Source organism: Campylobacter sp. CFSAN093241 (assembly GCF_012889595.1).
Taxonomy (GTDB): Bacteria; Campylobacterota; Campylobacteria; order Campylobacterales; family Campylobacteraceae; genus Campylobacter_D; species Campylobacter_D jejuni.
This window is the reverse complement of sequence record NZ_CP040612.1, coordinates 1,015,880-1,030,319: the sequence shown is the minus strand read 5'-3', so window position 1 is coordinate 1,030,319 and position 14,440 is coordinate 1,015,880. Positions and strand designations below refer to the sequence as shown.

Annotated in this window: 19 protein-coding genes and 1 pseudogene; 7 read left to right on the top strand and 13 right to left on the bottom strand. The window is 29.3% G+C overall.

Annotated features, from left to right (window positions below; all coding sequences use genetic code 11):
- Position 1: 1 nt before the first annotated feature.
- From FBE96_RS05305 to FBE96_RS05285, 5 genes are read left to right on the top strand one after another with little or no spacing between them, the layout of a single operon-like run.
- Positions 2 to 763 carry an ATP-binding protein gene (locus FBE96_RS05305; protein WP_002852748.1) on the top strand — a complete coding sequence of 254 codons (762 nt, stop codon included), beginning with the start codon at positions 2 to 4 and terminating at the stop codon, positions 761 to 763.
- The gene (locus FBE96_RS05300) at positions 760 to 1,446 is read left to right on the top strand and encodes an endonuclease III domain-containing protein (RefSeq protein WP_002852847.1); all 687 of its coding nucleotides are present in this window, start codon (positions 760 to 762) and stop codon (positions 1,444 to 1,446) included. The genes FBE96_RS05305 and FBE96_RS05300 overlap by 4 nt, the downstream gene beginning before the upstream one ends.
- Complete coding sequence (gene thiD / locus FBE96_RS05295) at positions 1,443 to 2,255, top strand: bifunctional hydroxymethylpyrimidine kinase/phosphomethylpyrimidine kinase (RefSeq protein WP_145599568.1); 813 nt, start codon at positions 1,443 to 1,445, stop codon at positions 2,253 to 2,255. The genes FBE96_RS05300 and thiD overlap by 4 nt, the downstream gene beginning before the upstream one ends.
- Positions 2,245 to 2,877, top strand: coding sequence for a thiamine phosphate synthase (gene thiE / locus FBE96_RS05290; RefSeq protein ID WP_002858441.1), 633 nt, complete (start codon positions 2,245 to 2,247; stop codon positions 2,875 to 2,877). The genes thiD and thiE overlap by 11 nt, the downstream gene beginning before the upstream one ends.
- Entirely contained in the window at positions 2,855 to 3,484 is a 630-nt protein-coding gene (locus tag FBE96_RS05285) for a uroporphyrinogen-III synthase (RefSeq protein ID WP_002858312.1), read from the top strand. Before thiE ends, FBE96_RS05285 begins: the two co-directional genes overlap by 23 nt.
- Here the strand turns inward: FBE96_RS05285 and FBE96_RS05280 are convergent.
- From FBE96_RS05280 to fliW, 5 genes and pseudogenes are all read right to left on the bottom strand, one after another.
- The gene (locus FBE96_RS05280; RefSeq protein ID WP_002859148.1) at positions 3,481 to 3,933 is read right to left on the bottom strand and encodes a hypothetical protein; all 453 of its coding nucleotides are present in this window, start codon (positions 3,931 to 3,933) and stop codon (positions 3,481 to 3,483) included. The genes FBE96_RS05285 and FBE96_RS05280 overlap by 4 nt on opposite strands.
- A pseudogene (locus tag FBE96_RS05275) lies at positions 3,930 to 4,591 on the bottom strand (hypothetical protein). Before FBE96_RS05275 ends, FBE96_RS05280 begins: the two are co-directional and overlap by 4 nt.
- On the bottom strand, positions 4,588 to 4,890 hold the full coding sequence (locus FBE96_RS05270) for a type II secretion system protein (RefSeq protein ID WP_002853046.1): 303 nt from the start codon (positions 4,888 to 4,890) through the stop codon (positions 4,588 to 4,590). The pseudogene FBE96_RS05275 and the gene FBE96_RS05270 overlap by 4 nt, the downstream one beginning before the upstream one ends.
- Positions 4,887 to 5,618: a pyrroline-5-carboxylate reductase gene (locus FBE96_RS05265; RefSeq protein ID WP_002868635.1), complete on the bottom strand. Its 732-nt coding sequence runs from the start codon at positions 5,616 to 5,618 to the stop codon at positions 4,887 to 4,889. Before FBE96_RS05265 ends, FBE96_RS05270 begins: the two co-directional genes overlap by 4 nt.
- The gene (fliW, locus tag FBE96_RS05260; RefSeq protein ID WP_002852982.1) at positions 5,618 to 6,007 is read right to left on the bottom strand and encodes a flagellar assembly protein FliW; all 390 of its coding nucleotides are present in this window, start codon (positions 6,005 to 6,007) and stop codon (positions 5,618 to 5,620) included. Before fliW ends, FBE96_RS05265 begins: the two co-directional genes overlap by 1 nt.
- A 160-nt stretch (positions 6,008 to 6,167) precedes the next feature.
- Here fliW and FBE96_RS05255 point away from each other — a divergent pair, with 160 nt between their 5' ends.
- Together FBE96_RS05255 and lon are read left to right on the top strand one after the other, a co-directional pair.
- On the top strand, positions 6,168 to 6,815 hold the full coding sequence (locus tag FBE96_RS05255) for an outer membrane protein assembly factor BamD (protein ID WP_002852961.1): 648 nt from the start codon (positions 6,168 to 6,170) through the stop codon (positions 6,813 to 6,815).
- 16 nt (positions 6,816 to 6,831) lie between these two features.
- Positions 6,832 to 9,207 (top strand): endopeptidase La, encoded by a 2,376-nt coding sequence (lon, locus tag FBE96_RS05250; protein WP_002878791.1) that lies wholly within the window; start codon positions 6,832 to 6,834, stop codon positions 9,205 to 9,207.
- A gap of 60 nt (positions 9,208 to 9,267) precedes the next feature.
- On the opposite strand, the gene rpsR is transcribed toward lon, so the two are convergent.
- The 8 genes from rpsR to FBE96_RS05210 all read right to left on the bottom strand — a co-directional run bounded on the left by rpsR (position 9,268) and on the right by FBE96_RS05210 (position 14,411).
- A complete protein-coding gene (gene rpsR, locus FBE96_RS05245; RefSeq protein ID WP_002853032.1) occupies positions 9,268 to 9,528 on the bottom strand; it encodes a 30S ribosomal protein S18 in 261 nt (86 codons plus the stop codon).
- Positions 9,529 to 9,538: 10 nt separating this feature from the next.
- Positions 9,539 to 10,090, bottom strand: a complete 552-nt coding sequence (locus FBE96_RS05240; RefSeq protein WP_002865738.1) for a single-stranded DNA-binding protein — start codon at positions 10,088 to 10,090, stop codon at positions 9,539 to 9,541.
- 8 nt (positions 10,091 to 10,098) lie between these two features.
- Complete coding sequence (gene rpsF, locus FBE96_RS05235; protein ID WP_145599567.1) at positions 10,099 to 10,476, bottom strand: 30S ribosomal protein S6; 378 nt, start codon at positions 10,474 to 10,476, stop codon at positions 10,099 to 10,101.
- An 86-nt stretch (positions 10,477 to 10,562) separates the two neighbouring features.
- Positions 10,563 to 11,429: a VirK family antimicrobial peptide resistance protein gene (locus FBE96_RS05230; RefSeq protein ID WP_002868637.1), complete on the bottom strand. Its 867-nt coding sequence runs from the start codon at positions 11,427 to 11,429 to the stop codon at positions 10,563 to 10,565.
- Complete coding sequence (gene rseP / locus FBE96_RS05225) at positions 11,422 to 12,528, bottom strand: RIP metalloprotease RseP (protein WP_002852927.1); 1,107 nt, start codon at positions 12,526 to 12,528, stop codon at positions 11,422 to 11,424. The genes FBE96_RS05230 and rseP overlap by 8 nt, the downstream gene beginning before the upstream one ends.
- Entirely contained in the window at positions 12,525 to 13,061 is a 537-nt protein-coding gene (gene pgsA, locus FBE96_RS05220) for a CDP-diacylglycerol--glycerol-3-phosphate 3-phosphatidyltransferase (protein WP_002853053.1), read from the bottom strand. Before pgsA ends, rseP begins: the two co-directional genes overlap by 4 nt.
- A gap of 124 nt (positions 13,062 to 13,185) precedes the next feature.
- Positions 13,186 to 13,791 (bottom strand): NAD(P)H-dependent oxidoreductase, encoded by a 606-nt coding sequence (locus FBE96_RS05215; protein ID WP_002853045.1) that lies wholly within the window; start codon positions 13,789 to 13,791, stop codon positions 13,186 to 13,188.
- Entirely contained in the window at positions 13,791 to 14,411 is a 621-nt protein-coding gene (locus FBE96_RS05210; RefSeq protein ID WP_002899480.1) for an NAD(P)H-dependent oxidoreductase, read from the bottom strand. Before FBE96_RS05210 ends, FBE96_RS05215 begins: the two co-directional genes overlap by 1 nt.
- Positions 14,412 to 14,440: the final 29 nt, after the last annotated feature.

The window sequence follows — 14,440 nt, the reverse complement described above, 5'->3', positions numbered from 1 at the left end:
AATGGATTGGAATAAAACTTATGCAGCAATTTATAGAGCAAGAAAAGATTATTTAAAGCCTATTTTTGAAATCGATCCTATTGCTTTAAAAGATTTAGTAGGTATGGAAAGTCAAAAAAAAGCACTTTATGAAAATACTTTAAATTTCATTCAAGATAAGGGAGCAAATCACGCACTTTTATGGGGATCTAAGGGCACTGGAAAATCAAGTTTAATTAAAGCTATATTTAATGAATTTAAAGAACAGGGCTTAAGACTTGTCGAATTAAATAAAGAAGATTTATTTGCCTTAGCAGATATCATCGATGAAATCAGATTAGAAAATTTTAAATTCATACTTTTTTGTGATGATTTTTCTTTTGAAAAGGGAGATGATAGTTATAAATTTTTAAAACCTTTACTTGAGGGAAGCATAGAAAAAGCCCCAAATAATGTAATTATTTATGCGAGTTCAAATCGTAGGCATTTATTAAGTGAAAGCATTACTGATAATCTTGATACGCAAATCACACATACAGAACTTCATTTAAGCGATGCTGCTGAAGAAAGATTAAGTTTGAGTGATAGATTTGGTTTGTGGTTAAGTTTTTATCAGGGAAATTTAGAAGAGTATTTAAAGATGATAGATTTTTATTTTAAAGATTATTCTTGTGATAAAGAGCTTTTGCACGCTAAAGCTAAAGAATTTGCTACTCTAAGAGCAAGTAGAAGTGGTCGTACCGCAAAGCAATTTTATTTAGCTTTTAAGGAGAATTTTAAATGACTGGAGCACAAATTTTTACCAAGCTTTTAAATTTGGATTTAAATTATCATGATTTTGATTGGCTTGAAAATCAAGGATTGAGTGAATTTGAGCTTTTAATTTCTGTCGTTTTAACTCAAAATACAAATTGGAAAAATGTCTTAAAAGCTTTAGAAAATTTGAAAAAAGAAAATATTGCAAGCTTAGAACAAATCAATACTTTATCCAATTTAGAACTTGCAACTTTAATTAAGCCTAGCGGATTTTATAATACCAAAACTAAGCGTTTAAAAGGTTTGGTAGAAAGTATCATAAACACTTATGAAAATTTAGAAAATTTTAAAACAAATGCAAGCAGAGAATGGCTTTTAAATATCAAAGGTTTAGGTTTTGAAAGCGTTGATAGTATTTTAAACTATCTTTGCAAAAGAGAGATTTTGGTTGTAGATAATTATAGTTTGCGTTTGGCTTTTTACTTAGGTTATGAGTTTGAAAATTATGAAGAATTAAGAGAATTTTTTCAAAGTGACATAGAGAGTGAGCAAGAAAATTTGTATAAAATTTTAGGAAAAAAATGCGAACTTTACGAACTTTATCAAATTTTTCATGCTTTGATTGTAGCTTTTGCAAAACAGAGTTTTAAAGGACAAAAATTAAGCCCTAAGGGTGAAGAATGGATCAAAATTTTAAAGGAAGATTTATGAAAGCAAAAGGAAGTGAACTTATACCTGTTTTAACTATAGCAGGGAGTGATTGTAGTGGTGGAGCAGGGATACAAGCCGATCTTAAAACCTTTAGTGCACACAATCTTTTTGGTATGAGTGTGATTTTAAGTGTGGTAGCTGAAAATACCGCAAGGGTGATTTCTGTACACGATATACCTACTCAAAGCGTGGATGAACAAATGCTTGCCGTGTTTGAAGATATAGTGCCAAAGGCAACTAAAATCGGAATGATAGGTTCTTGTGAATTAATGAGCTGTGTAGCTAAAAATTTAAGCGAGTTTAAACCTCAAAACATAGTGATCGATCCTGTAATGTTTGCTAAAAATGGCTATGCTTTAATGCCGCAAGAAAATTGTGATTTTTTCAAGCAAACCATAGTAAAATTTGCAGACATTCTTACGCCTAATATTCCTGAAGCAGAGTTTTTATGCGGTTTTAAGATCGCTAATGAAGAGCAGATGATAAAAGCAGCTAAGCATTTATGCAGCTTGGGGGCTAAGGCGGTTTTACTTAAAGGCGGACATAGTGAAATAAATGCCAATGATGTGTTTTATGATGGAAAAGAAATTTATATTTTAAAAGGCGAACGCATAGAAACTAAAAATACTCACGGTACAGGTTGTACGCTTTCTTCGGCTATTGCTAGTAATTTAGCTAAGGGCAAGGATTTATTTCACGCTGTTAGTGAAGCTAAAGAGTATGTAAGAAATGCGATTTATTATTCACTTAATCTTGGAAAAGGTTGTGGTCCTACAAATCATTTTTTCAAGTTTCTAGATGAAAAATAAATTAGATCTTAGCCTTTATTTGGTTGCTACTAAGGGAAGTAAAAGCGAGGAGTGTTTTTTAAATACTTTAGAAAATGCTATAAAAGGCGGAGTAAGTATCATACAACTTCGTGAAAAAGAGCTTAATGCAAGAGAATTTTATAAACTAGGCTTAAAGGTGCAAAAACTTTGCAAGTCTTATAAAATACCTTTTTTGATTAACGATAGGGTGGATATAGCTTTAGCCTTAGATGCTGATGGGGTGCATTTAGGACAGGAAGATTTAGAAGCAAAATTAGCTAGAAAGCTTTTAGGAGATGAAAAAATCATAGGCTTAAGTCTTAAAAAGTTAGAACAACTTGAGTTTATACAAGGAGTAAATTATCTAGGTTGTGGAGCTATTAAGGCAACGCCTACTAAAGAAAGTTCGCTTTTAAGCCTTGAGCTTTTAAGTCAAATTTGTGATAAAAGCCCTATAGGGGTTGTAGCCATAGGTGGGATTGACAAAGAAGCACTTGTTGAGTTAAAGGGTATAAATTTAAGCGGTGTGGCTGTGGTTAGGGCGATCATGGATGCTAAAGATGCTTTTTTGGCAGCTAAAGAGCTAAAGCGTAAAATCTATGAAAATTTATCTCTTAAATGAAACTCCTTTTGAAGGGGTGGAAAATCTTATTTTAAATGAGATTGTTTTTTATGATTTTAGTGTGGATTTGAGTTTGTATGATGCTTTAATCTGCACTTCAAAAAATGCTTTAAAAGCTTTACAACATGCAAAAATCACTTTAAATTTCAAACTCAATTTATACGCTGTGGGACAAAGTACAGCTCAATACGCTAAAAATTTAGGTTTTAAAAAGATTAAAATTCCATCAAAGGCTTATGGAAAAGATCTTTTTCTTGAATTTAAAGAGGAGTTAAAAATGCAAAAATGTTTGTATCTAAGGGCTAAAAATATTGTTTCAACTTTAAATTTGGATCTTAAAAATGTAGGTGTGGATTTAGATGAAATGATTGTTTATGAAAATGTTTTTAAAAAAGGCGACAAAAAGCTTATCCATCCTGCTATTTTTATATTCACCTCTCCTTTAAGTGTAGAAAATTTTTTAAAATTTTACAGCTTAAAAGAAGAAGATAAGGTTGTAGTTATAGGGCAAAGCACAGCAAAGAAGCTTTTAAATTTTAAAAATCTTTATATATGCGAAAATCAAAGTCTTTTAAACTGTGTTAAGCTCGCTAAGACTTTGGTTTAATTTTTTAAATTCCAAAAATTTTCTTTGGGATAAATAATAATGCTTTTTGTGAGTAAAATTTCATCATTGACGTTTTTATCACGATTTAAAGCAATACTAATGTGGGCTATAATAACACCATCTTTGCTTAAATTTGCATCGGGATTGAAGTTGGAAAATTTAAAATTAACACATTGTGCAATAGGATAAAAATATTTTATTTTAATCAAAGCTTTTGTGTAATTAAAATATATATTATCTAAACATTCTTTATTTTCTTGCTTTGCTTGATATAAAAAATATTTAGAAAATTGTGTTGCATTGTGACTTAAAATTTGAGCTTGAAGGTAGTAATAACTATCTTGGATTATTTTTGGAGTATAGCTGGATATGTTTAAGGTCAAGCTCATCCATAGACTTATTAGTAGTATTAAAAAAATTGTCCAAATTAAAACATAAGCTTTTTTCACAGTAAAATTCTTTTTTCAAGGCAATGTTTTGTTTGTCTTTTTAGGCAAATTTTTAATTTATTGTTTTGCAGGTTAAATGAGCTTATGTTTTTAGAAATTAATCCTTGTTGGTTTAATTGTTCATTAAATTTTGGCTTTATTTCATATATAAGTTCTTCATTTTGCAATTTGATAACTAATTGAGCTTGCAAAGGAATAAAACTACCTGTAAAATTTGCAGATATACCATTTCCAAGATAGATATTTTTTCAATCTTATTAATTTTATAAGCATAGCTAATATGTTCATTGTCGTTATATAAATCTTTTCTATTTTGGAGTTGTGTTTTAAAATCAGAATGAGGTGAATAAAGTGTATGATTATTTTCTAAAATAAGAGCAGAATTAATAAGATAAAGTTTATTATCTTTTAGGCTAATTAACTCATCTTTTAAAAGACATTTTAATGTATTCTGTGAAAATGTAATATTAATACAATTTTGTATTAATTTTTCTATTTTAAGCAAGTTTAAATGTGCTTGAGTGATAAGATTGTTTGTATGTAAAGCAGTAAAATTTAAATGATAAAAATCCATTAAAGGTTTTGAAAGTAAGCTAGTTATAAAAGTAAAAAGTATTAGTGATATTATAAGTTCAAAAAGTGTAAAAGCTTTGCTCATTCTTTAAAATAAACGCTATAATTTTGATCTTGAAAGTATAATTTTTGAAATTGAAATATACCATCATTAACAAACTGTTCTTGTAAAACTATAGGTTTTAAGGCTGAAGTTTGAAGTATGATGGTTTTAAAAATAGGCTTTTCATATAATTCTTCTTGAAGTTTATAGAGTCTTTCAAAAATATTTAAATTTTCATAGTTTTTGTAAAGTTGAATATAGTAATAAAAAATGCCAATGAAAATTAAAGATATGATCGTTATAGCACTAATGCTTTCTATAAGTATGAAAGCCTTTTTCATTTAGCGCTGCTAGCATTTATGGCTTCAAAAAAACTTCCGCGAATTCCTTTTTGTTCGAGTATTTTTATGCCTTTTACTGTAACTCCGCCAGGGGAGCAAATATTTTCTTTGATAATAGCTGGATGTTCATGTTCTAGTAAAGCACTAGAGCTTTTAAATAAAGAGCGCGTAAGATTGAGACTAAGTTCTTTTGACAAACCTTCATAAACTCCAGCATTAGCAATGCTTTCTGCTATAAGTGCTAAAAAAGCAGGAGCGCAGCCGCTAATCGCCATAGCTGCATTCATTTGTATTTCATTATCTAATTTATAAGCCGAGCCAAAAGTTTTTAAAATGTCTAAAATTTCATTTTCGAAATGAGAGTTTTTAAGTATATATGGTGTGGTTGAAGCCTTATATTTAGCTGCTGTATTGGGTATTATTCTAACATAATTTTGAGCTTTGATGGTTTGTAGTTTTTCAAAATCAACATTGGCTAAAACAGAGATTAAGATACGTGCTTGTCCTTTTAGCATTTGAGCAATATTTTCTAAAGCATAAGGTTTAAATGCTAAAATAACATCTTTACCTTCTATGTTAAAATCTTTGTAAAGTAAGGTTTTAAAGCCTTCTTTGGCGAGGGCTTGAAGTTTTTCTATACTTCTTCCTACTATACAAATTTCATAATCATCTTTTAACCCATAGGCTAAGGCTGTTGCCATAGATCCATTTGCAAGTATATAGAGCATTATTTTTTAATATAATTAGCAATTTGATCAGCTTGAAAAAAGTCGGGATAATTAACTGTATCTAGTATCACTTGTACCATAGTATTATTATCAAGATTAATGACTACTGGAGCTAGAAAATTCACTGTCGATTCTTCAATGCTTTTTGCTATGGCTACTATATTAAAAATTTTCATATTAGATTCAGGTGTTAAAGAAAGAAGCTCTTGATAATAAGTTGGTATATCAAATTCATAATCAGGTCTAATCAAATAAGGATTAATTAAAACAAAAGAAAAGTCTTTACCATCAAGACTTTTAAGTCTTACAAATACTTCATCGATAGTTGAAAATTCCATATTTTTGGTTTCTTCAAAACCTAAGATAGGGCATTTAACAGCTAGGGTCATGTTTTCTCCTCAAGTTATAATGTTTAATATTTTAACATAAAATAAGCAATAATCATTCCAAAATTTTAAATTATTTAATTAATTTTATTATAATTTTAGAAGAACATAATTATAAAATCGTTAAAATATATATTTTTGAGAATATAAATCAAGGTGAAGTATGAAAAAAGGTATTTTTTTATTGGTTTTTTTAAGTGTTTTTTTTAGTGCGTGTAGTACGAAAAATGATGAAGGTTTATACAATCTTAGTGCTAGTGAGTGGTATAAGCAAATTATTAAAGATTTGCAGGACAAGGATTTGGAAAAAGCTGATGATCATTATAATGGTATGGCAAGTGAGCATGTTGCCGATCCTTTATTAGAAACTACTTTAATTATTTTAGCACAAGCTCATATGGATGAAGAAGAATATAAGTTAGCTGAATTTTATTTAGATGAATATAATAAAAAATTTGGAAATTCACGCAATGCTGATTATATTCGTTATCTTAAAATTAAAGCAAAATTTGATGCATTTGCAGTGCCAAATCGTAATCAGGCTTTAATGCTTGAAAGCCAAAAAGAAATAGATACTTTTTTGAAAGATTATCCTTATACAGAATATGAACCTTTGGTTCAAACAATGCTTACAAAATTTAATTTAGCGGTTTTTTATCTTAATAGTACTATAGAAAATCTATACCAGCGCATAGGGCATGATGAAAGTGCACAAATTTATAAACAAAGACTTCAAGAAAGTGAATTTTATCAGCAAAGTATTATCAAACCTGAGCTTCCTTGGTATAGAAGTATATTTGAAAGATTTTAATAAACAAGGAAAATAAATGCAGATTGAAGAGATACAAAATTATCCAGCAAATTTACCAGTATTGGTTGAAGATGAATTATTTTTATATCCTTTTATGATAACTCCTATTTTTATTAACGATTCATCCAATATGAAAGCTTTAGATCTTGCGATTAAAAATGATAGCATGCTTTTTGTTGCACCTTCAAAGTTGGAAAATGGAAGAAATTTTGATGAAATTTATAATTGCGGAGTGATTGGGACTATCATGCGAAAAGTTCCTTTGCCTGATGGAAGAGTGAAAATACTTTTTCAAGGATATGCCAAGGGTAAAATTATAGAGCAAATTTCTAATAAACCTTTAGAAGCCAAGATAGAACTTATAAAAGAAGACTTTTTAGAAGGAACTAAAAAAGAAGCACTTCTTGAAGTTTTAAAAGAGAAAGTAAAAAATTTGGCAAATATTAGTCATTATTTTTCTCCAGATCTTTTAAGAACAATTGAAGAAGGTTTTGATGCATCTAGGATTTGCGATTTGATTTTAAATACTGTGCGTATTAAAAAACAAGTTGCTTATGAGTTTTTTGTTTTAACAGATCTTGAGCAAAAATTAGTAAAATTAATAGATTTAATTGCTCAAGAAATAGAAGCTAATAAAATTCAAAAAGAAATTAAAAATAAAGTACATTCTCGTATTGATAAGGTAAATAAAGAATATTTTTTAAAAGAACAATTAAGACAAATTCAAAAAGAGCTTGGTTCTGATACGCAAAAAGAAGATGAGGTTAGAGAGTATCAAAAGCGTCTGGAGTTAAAGAAGAAATTTATGCACGAAGACGCTTATAAAGAAATCAAAAAACAAATTGAAAAATTCGAACGCATTCATCAAGATAATTCCGAAGCATCGATGATTCAAACTTACATAGAAACAGCATTAGATGTTCCTTTTGAAAAAATTTCTAAGAAAAAACTTGATATTAAGGAAGTTTCAAAACAGCTTAACCATGATCATTATGCATTAAATAAACCAAAAGAACGCATAGAAGAATATTTTGCAGTTAGGGAACTTTTAGAAAAAAGAAAAATAGCAGAAAAAGATGGTGCTAAAGTTATACTTTGTCTTTATGGGCCTCCTGGCGTTGGTAAAACTTCACTGGCAAATTCTGTTTCAAAAGCTTTAAAAAGAGAGCTTATTCGTATAGCCTTAGGTGGACTTGAAGATGTTAATGAGCTGCGTGGTCATCGTAGAACTTATATAGGCGCTATGCCTGGACGTATTACTCAAGGACTCATAGAGGCAAAACAAATTAATCCTGTAATTGTATTGGATGAAATTGATAAATTAAATCGCAGTTTTAGAGGCGATCCAAGTGCGGTGCTTTTAGAAATTTTAGATCCAGAGCAAAATTCTAAATTTAGGGATTATTATTTAAATTTTAATATTGATTTAAGTAAAGTCATTTTTATAGCAACGGCAAATGATATTAGCAATATTCCTGCACCTTTAAGAGATAGAATGGAATTTATAGAACTTAGCTCTTATACTCCAAGTGAAAAATTTCATATAATGAAAAAATATTTAATTCCAGATGAGCTTAAAAAACATGGCTTAAAATCCAATGAATTATCTATTGATGATGAAACTATAGAGCTAATCATTAGCGATTATACTCGTGAATCAGGAGTTAGAAATTTGCGTCGCAAAGTTGCAGAGTTGTGTCGTAAGAGTGCTAAAAAACTACTTTTAGAAAATATTAAAAAAGTCATTATTAATACAAAAAATTTGAATGAATTTTTAGATAAAAAAGTTTTTGAAATAGAAAAAAATAATGGAGAAAATCAAGTAGGTCAGGTCAATGGTTTGGCTTGGACAAGCGTAGGTGGAGATGTTTTAAAAGTAGAGGCTGTAAAAATTAAAGGTAAAGGAGAATTAACGCTCACAGGAAGTTTGGGTGATGTAATGAAAGAATCAGCTAGAATTGCTTTTAGCATGATAAAAGTTTTAATCGATGAAGGAAAAATAAAAATACCTAAAAAAATAATTATTGATCCTAAAGTTAATGTTTATGATAGTTATAATATTCATATACATGTGCCAGATGGAGCTACTCCAAAAGATGGCCCAAGTGCAGGTATTACGATAAGCACAGCTATTGCTTCTATTTTTAGTGATAAAAAGGTTAAAGCAGATGTTGCAATGACGGGTGAAATAGATTTAAAAGGAAAAGTTTTACCAATAGGCGGATTAAAAGAAAAATTAATTGCAGCTTATAAAGCAGATATAAAAACAGCTTTAATTCCAAGAAAAAATTACGAAAGAGATTTAAAAGATATTCCTAGTGAGGTTAGAGACAATATGGAAATCATTGCTGTTGATACTTTCAGTGATGTTTTAGAATATACTTTGGTTTAATTTTATTTTGAGAATAAATGTATAAGAAAGCAAACTTTTTACAAGTTTGCTTTTAAAAGATTATAGTCCTTCAAAAGGATTGTTGATTACTTCTTTTCTATCCACTATATAAGGGATAAGGGCTACATGTCTTGCGCGTTTGATTGCAACTTCTACCATTTCTTGGTATTTTTTGCTTGTGCCTGTTAAACGGCGTGGCATGATTTTAAATCTTTCAGATAAAGCATGTTTTAACATTGCTGTATCTTTATAATCAATAAATTCAACTTTTGCTTCAGTGTATTTGCAATATTTGCGAGAGTATTTTCTTTTTTCTGCCATAGTTTATCCTTTAAAATGGTAAATTAGTATCATCGCTATCATAAGCATCGATATCAATTTCTTTTAATTTTTCTTCGTGTTGTGGGCTTTGGTTTCTCTGTGGAGCAGGGTTTGCTTTTGCTTTATTAAAATTTTGATTTTCACTCATATAAGGATCATAGCTTTGATTTTCATAGTTTCCACTATAATTGTTGTTTGAAAAGCTATTATTGCCAAAATTTCCGCCTTGTTGTGGAGCATTGGAATTGCCAAGCATTTCCATATTTTCAACTTGAATGCTATGTTTAGAGCGATTTTGTCCATTTTGATCACTCCATTGTTCAAATCTCAAACGTCCTTCTATGAGTACTTTTGAACCTTTTGTAAGGTATTGGTTTGCAACTTCTGCGGTGCGACCATAAAAGCTTATATCAATAAAGCAAGTTTCTTCTCTTTTTTCTCCATTTGCGGTAAATCTTCTTGTTACTGCTATAGCGGAAGCTCCAATAGCACTACCGCTTTGTGCATAACGCATTTCTATATCACGTGTAAGATTTCCAACCAAAACAACTTTGTTAAACATCTTTTTCCTTATTGAATTTCAGGAGCATCTAAAGGTTTAATTTCTTTTTTAGATTGCTTAATCCCGTGGCTTAGTTTTTCCCAAGCTGCAATTTCTTTTTTATTTTCATATTTTACGATTAAAAATCTTATTACTTCTTCAATGATTCTTAACACCCTTTCAAGCTCAGCGATCAAGTTTGTAGGAGCTTTGAAATAAATCACAAAATAAGTTCCTCTTTCGTATTTTTTGATTTTATACGCTAATTTTCTAGTACCCATTGGAACAACAGTTTCAATTTCTGCACTATTTTTGGTTAGGACTTCTTTAACGAATTCCAACTTCGCATTCACTTCCTCTTCAGTAAGTGTTGGTTTTAAGATAAATAAAACCTCATAATGTTTCATCTTTTCTCCTTATGGATATTAAAGCCCATTTTTATGAGCAAGGATTTTGCATAAAGCAAGGCTAGATTATATCAAAATATACTTAATTAGTCTTGAATACTTAAGGTTTTATCTAAATTTGTTTTGATTTCTTCAAGCATAGCAAAACGTTTTTTATACATGGAGCGTTTTTGCGAAGGGATTTCTTCTAGGTTTTTTTGAGAGTGGTGGAGTTTATAGTATTTGTGTTTATTGATTTTTATTAATTCTCCACCATTTTCTAGCCAAATTTTTTGATAATCTACAAAATAGCCTTTTTCTTTTCCTTTTTGAGAACGGATTTGATTTTTTTCATGTACACCTAAAGTAGCTTGAAGTTTTAAAATTTCACAAAGCATCTTAGAGCATTCTATAAGTAAAGCAACAGGGCGCAAACCATGACATTTTTTAGTTAAAATTTTATTAATTTCTAAAATATTAAAATCTTTGTATTTATGTCCTTGTATACAAGAAAGTAGAAGATTGTTTTCTAAAGTAAAGCAAAAATTACATTGTAAGATTGTGTATTTTTTAAATTTTAAAGAAAAAGCCCAAAAACCTTCTTCGCAAACATTATAGTTATATCCTAAAAAAAGCTCAAAATCTTCATCAAAAGAAAAAATTATTTGTTCCTCGGGAAGAAATTTAAAACAAGCGAGTCCCTTATCAACATCATAAATAAGTGTTTTAACACGTTCATTTGCTTTAAAACTTTTATCGCAAAATCTTCTTGTAGCATTGTAACAAGCATAGGGTCTTTGAGAGAAAAAGTCTTTTAAATGTTTATTTTTTTCTTTATTAAGCGTTTTTTCTAGAAGTCTTACTTGAGGAAAATATAAAATTTTTCTTGCTTGAAAACGCAAATAGCGCCAAAAGATTATACTTTTTCTTCTATCAGTAAAATTTGGAATAGGGTAGGAAAATTTTTTATTCACCTATAATCCTTGATATATCATTATAAGTTGCAAAGAGCATTAAACTTAAAAGTATTGCCATGCCTGTATAGCTTAAATATTCAAAAGTACGCTGTGGAACTTTGCGTCTAAAAATCATTTCATAAAGATTAAAAAGTATATGTCCTCCATCAAGCATAGGAATAGGTAAAAGATTTAAAATGCCTAAATTTATAGAAATTAAAGCAGTGATAAATAAAAGCAAAGTAAAGCTATTTTGTGCAGCCTTTGAGGTAATTTCAGTCATGGTGATAATACCGCCTAAATTTTTTGCTTCAACTTCACCACTTATGAGTTTTACAATACCCTTGATGATGAGTGTAGAAGCTTGAAAACTTTCTTGTGCGGCATATTTAAAACTTTCTAAACCTTGGTGTTTTACAAGAGTGCTTGTCCCATTTGGACTAACTCCAAGTTGAGGTTTTTCAACGATTTGTCCAAAGTCATTGTATCCTTGTCCTATTTTTGGAGTTAAAATAAATTCTAAATTTTTTCCTTCTCTATTGATTAATATTTTCAAAGGATCTAAACTTAAATGCTTTGAAATTTCATCAAAGGTTTGAATTCTTATACCGTTAATTTCTAAGATAGTATCATTTTTTTGAAGTCCTATTTCTTGTGCAGCAGAGTTTGGCGCTATGTTTCCTATTTGCGGAGCAAGTTTGTTTAGACCTAAATTTCCTATGATAATATAAAGAAAAAAAGCTAAAATTAGATTAAAAAATGGTCCAGCAAAAAGAATATAAATCTTTTTTAAAGGACTTAAAATGCTATAGCTATCTTTGTCTAGATTTTCAAAACCAGGACGCATATCATCTTGTCCTTTAAGTTTAACATATCCTCCAAGTGGTAAAGTGCTTAAGCGATAGTTTGTGCCTTTAAATTCACGCTCTATAAGACTTTTTCCAAATCCTATACTAAAAACTTCAACTTTTACACCCAAAGATCTTGCAGCCAAAAAATGTCCTAATTCGTGAAAGAAAATTAAAAATGAGATGACTAAAACAGTTGCTAAAAATTCAATAGAATAAAATTTAATTCCCAAAATCAAAATAACAATTAAAAATAATAAAGATCTCATTTTTCTCCTTTTTTTTGAGCTTTTATATAAGTATAGATGTATTCAAATCCAGAATAAAGAGTTAAAATCAAAGCTATGTAAAGTAGAATTTCACCGCCTATCCACTCCATGATTAAAAATCCTATCGCAGTCATTTGAAAAGCGGTTTTAAGCTTGCCTGCAAAAGAAGCATTGACATTTAAATTTTCACTGATCATTACAACTCTAAAACCCGTGATAAAAAATTCCCTTACTAGTATAATATAAATTACCCATTCATTAGCTTTTCCTGTAAGTAAAAGCCCTAAAAAAGCTGCTAAAACAAGCATTTTATCGGCTAATGGATCTAAGATTCCACCCAGTTTTGTAGTTTGTTTCCAAGTTCTTGCGATGTATCCATCAAAAAAATCACTTAAAGCTGCTAATGAAAAAGTTAAAGCAGCAAAATAGTTAATCCAACTTTGATGAATATTTTCAAAATGATGAATTAATAAAAAAAATAGCAAAGGCGCTAAAACCATTCTAAAAATCGCCAAGATATTGGGTAAATTCATAACAAGCCTTGTGAAATTAAATGTAAAATTATAATCAAAATTGTATAAAATTTAAGCAAAGACTTAGTAAAAATACAAAAAAGAATCAGTTTATTTTTATTTAAATTTTGCTTTTAAGCAAAATTTAAATAAATTTTACAACTTCATCAAAACTAAAACGATTTTTTTGAGGATTTTTTTCATCGTTGCAATATCCTAAAGCCACCACCAAACTTGATCTTTCTTTTTGAATATCAAGTGATAAATAAGAATTAAGCTTTTGTTTATCAAAACCACCTATAGTGCAGCTTGCTATATTTAAAGCATTAGCACTGTAAAGTATGCTAGCTAGAGCTATATGAGCTTGTTCTCTTGCATAAGATATTTTTTCTTCTTGATTTAGAGATTTTAAAAAAGGCATATAAGCATCTAAGCGTTTTTGAATTTCTGTTTCACTCATATCTCTTTTTCTAAGTTTTTCTTCAAAATAATCCAAAAAATCAAGTCTTGAAATGATGATAATTAACGCAGCGCAATCTTTTACATGTTTTTGCTGGTTGCAAATTTTAGAAAGTTCTTCTTTTCTTTTCTCATCTTGCACTACTATAAATTTCCAAGGTTCCAGTCCTAAGGAGCTTGGGCTTAATCTTGCTATTTCTAAAATAGAATTTAAATCCTCTTTTTTGAGTTTTTCATTTTTAAAATTTCTACAAGAATATCTTGTGCTAAAAATTTCAAGTTCTTTTTTCATTATTTTTCCTTGTAAAATTCGACGACTTCATTAAAATTTAAGCGTTGAGTAGAATATTTTGGTTTATGGGCTTTATATCCTAAGGATAAAATTACAGCAGTTTCAAAAGGATAAGTTAAATTAAGAAAATCATCAACTTTAGCTTTTTCAAAGCCACCTATCATACAAGAATCAATACCTAAGCTCATTGCAGCTAGTGACATTTGCATCATAGCAAGATAGCATTGAAGTTGTGCATAATGATAGAGTTCATTATCATTCATTGCATTGGTTTTATGAGTATAAATTTCTAAAATTTTTTGAAAATTTTCTTCGCTAGAACTTGAGAAACGACGTACTTGTTTTTGTGCAAATTCATCTTTGCTTTGAAGATCTTTTCTTGCTAGAAAAATAATATTATGACTCGCACTTGCTACGTTTTGTTGATTGTAACATAGAGTTGAGAGCTTAAGATTATGTTCTTTTTGTTCTAATACTACAAATTTCCAAGGCTCAAATCCATGTGAACTTGGGGCTAAGACTCCGCTTTCTAAGATAAAATGCAAATCCTTTTCATTGATTTTTTTATCATTAAAAAGTTTACAAGCTCTGCGTTTTGAAATTAGTTCTTTAAAATTCATTTTATTCCTTAAAATCAAAAATAATAATA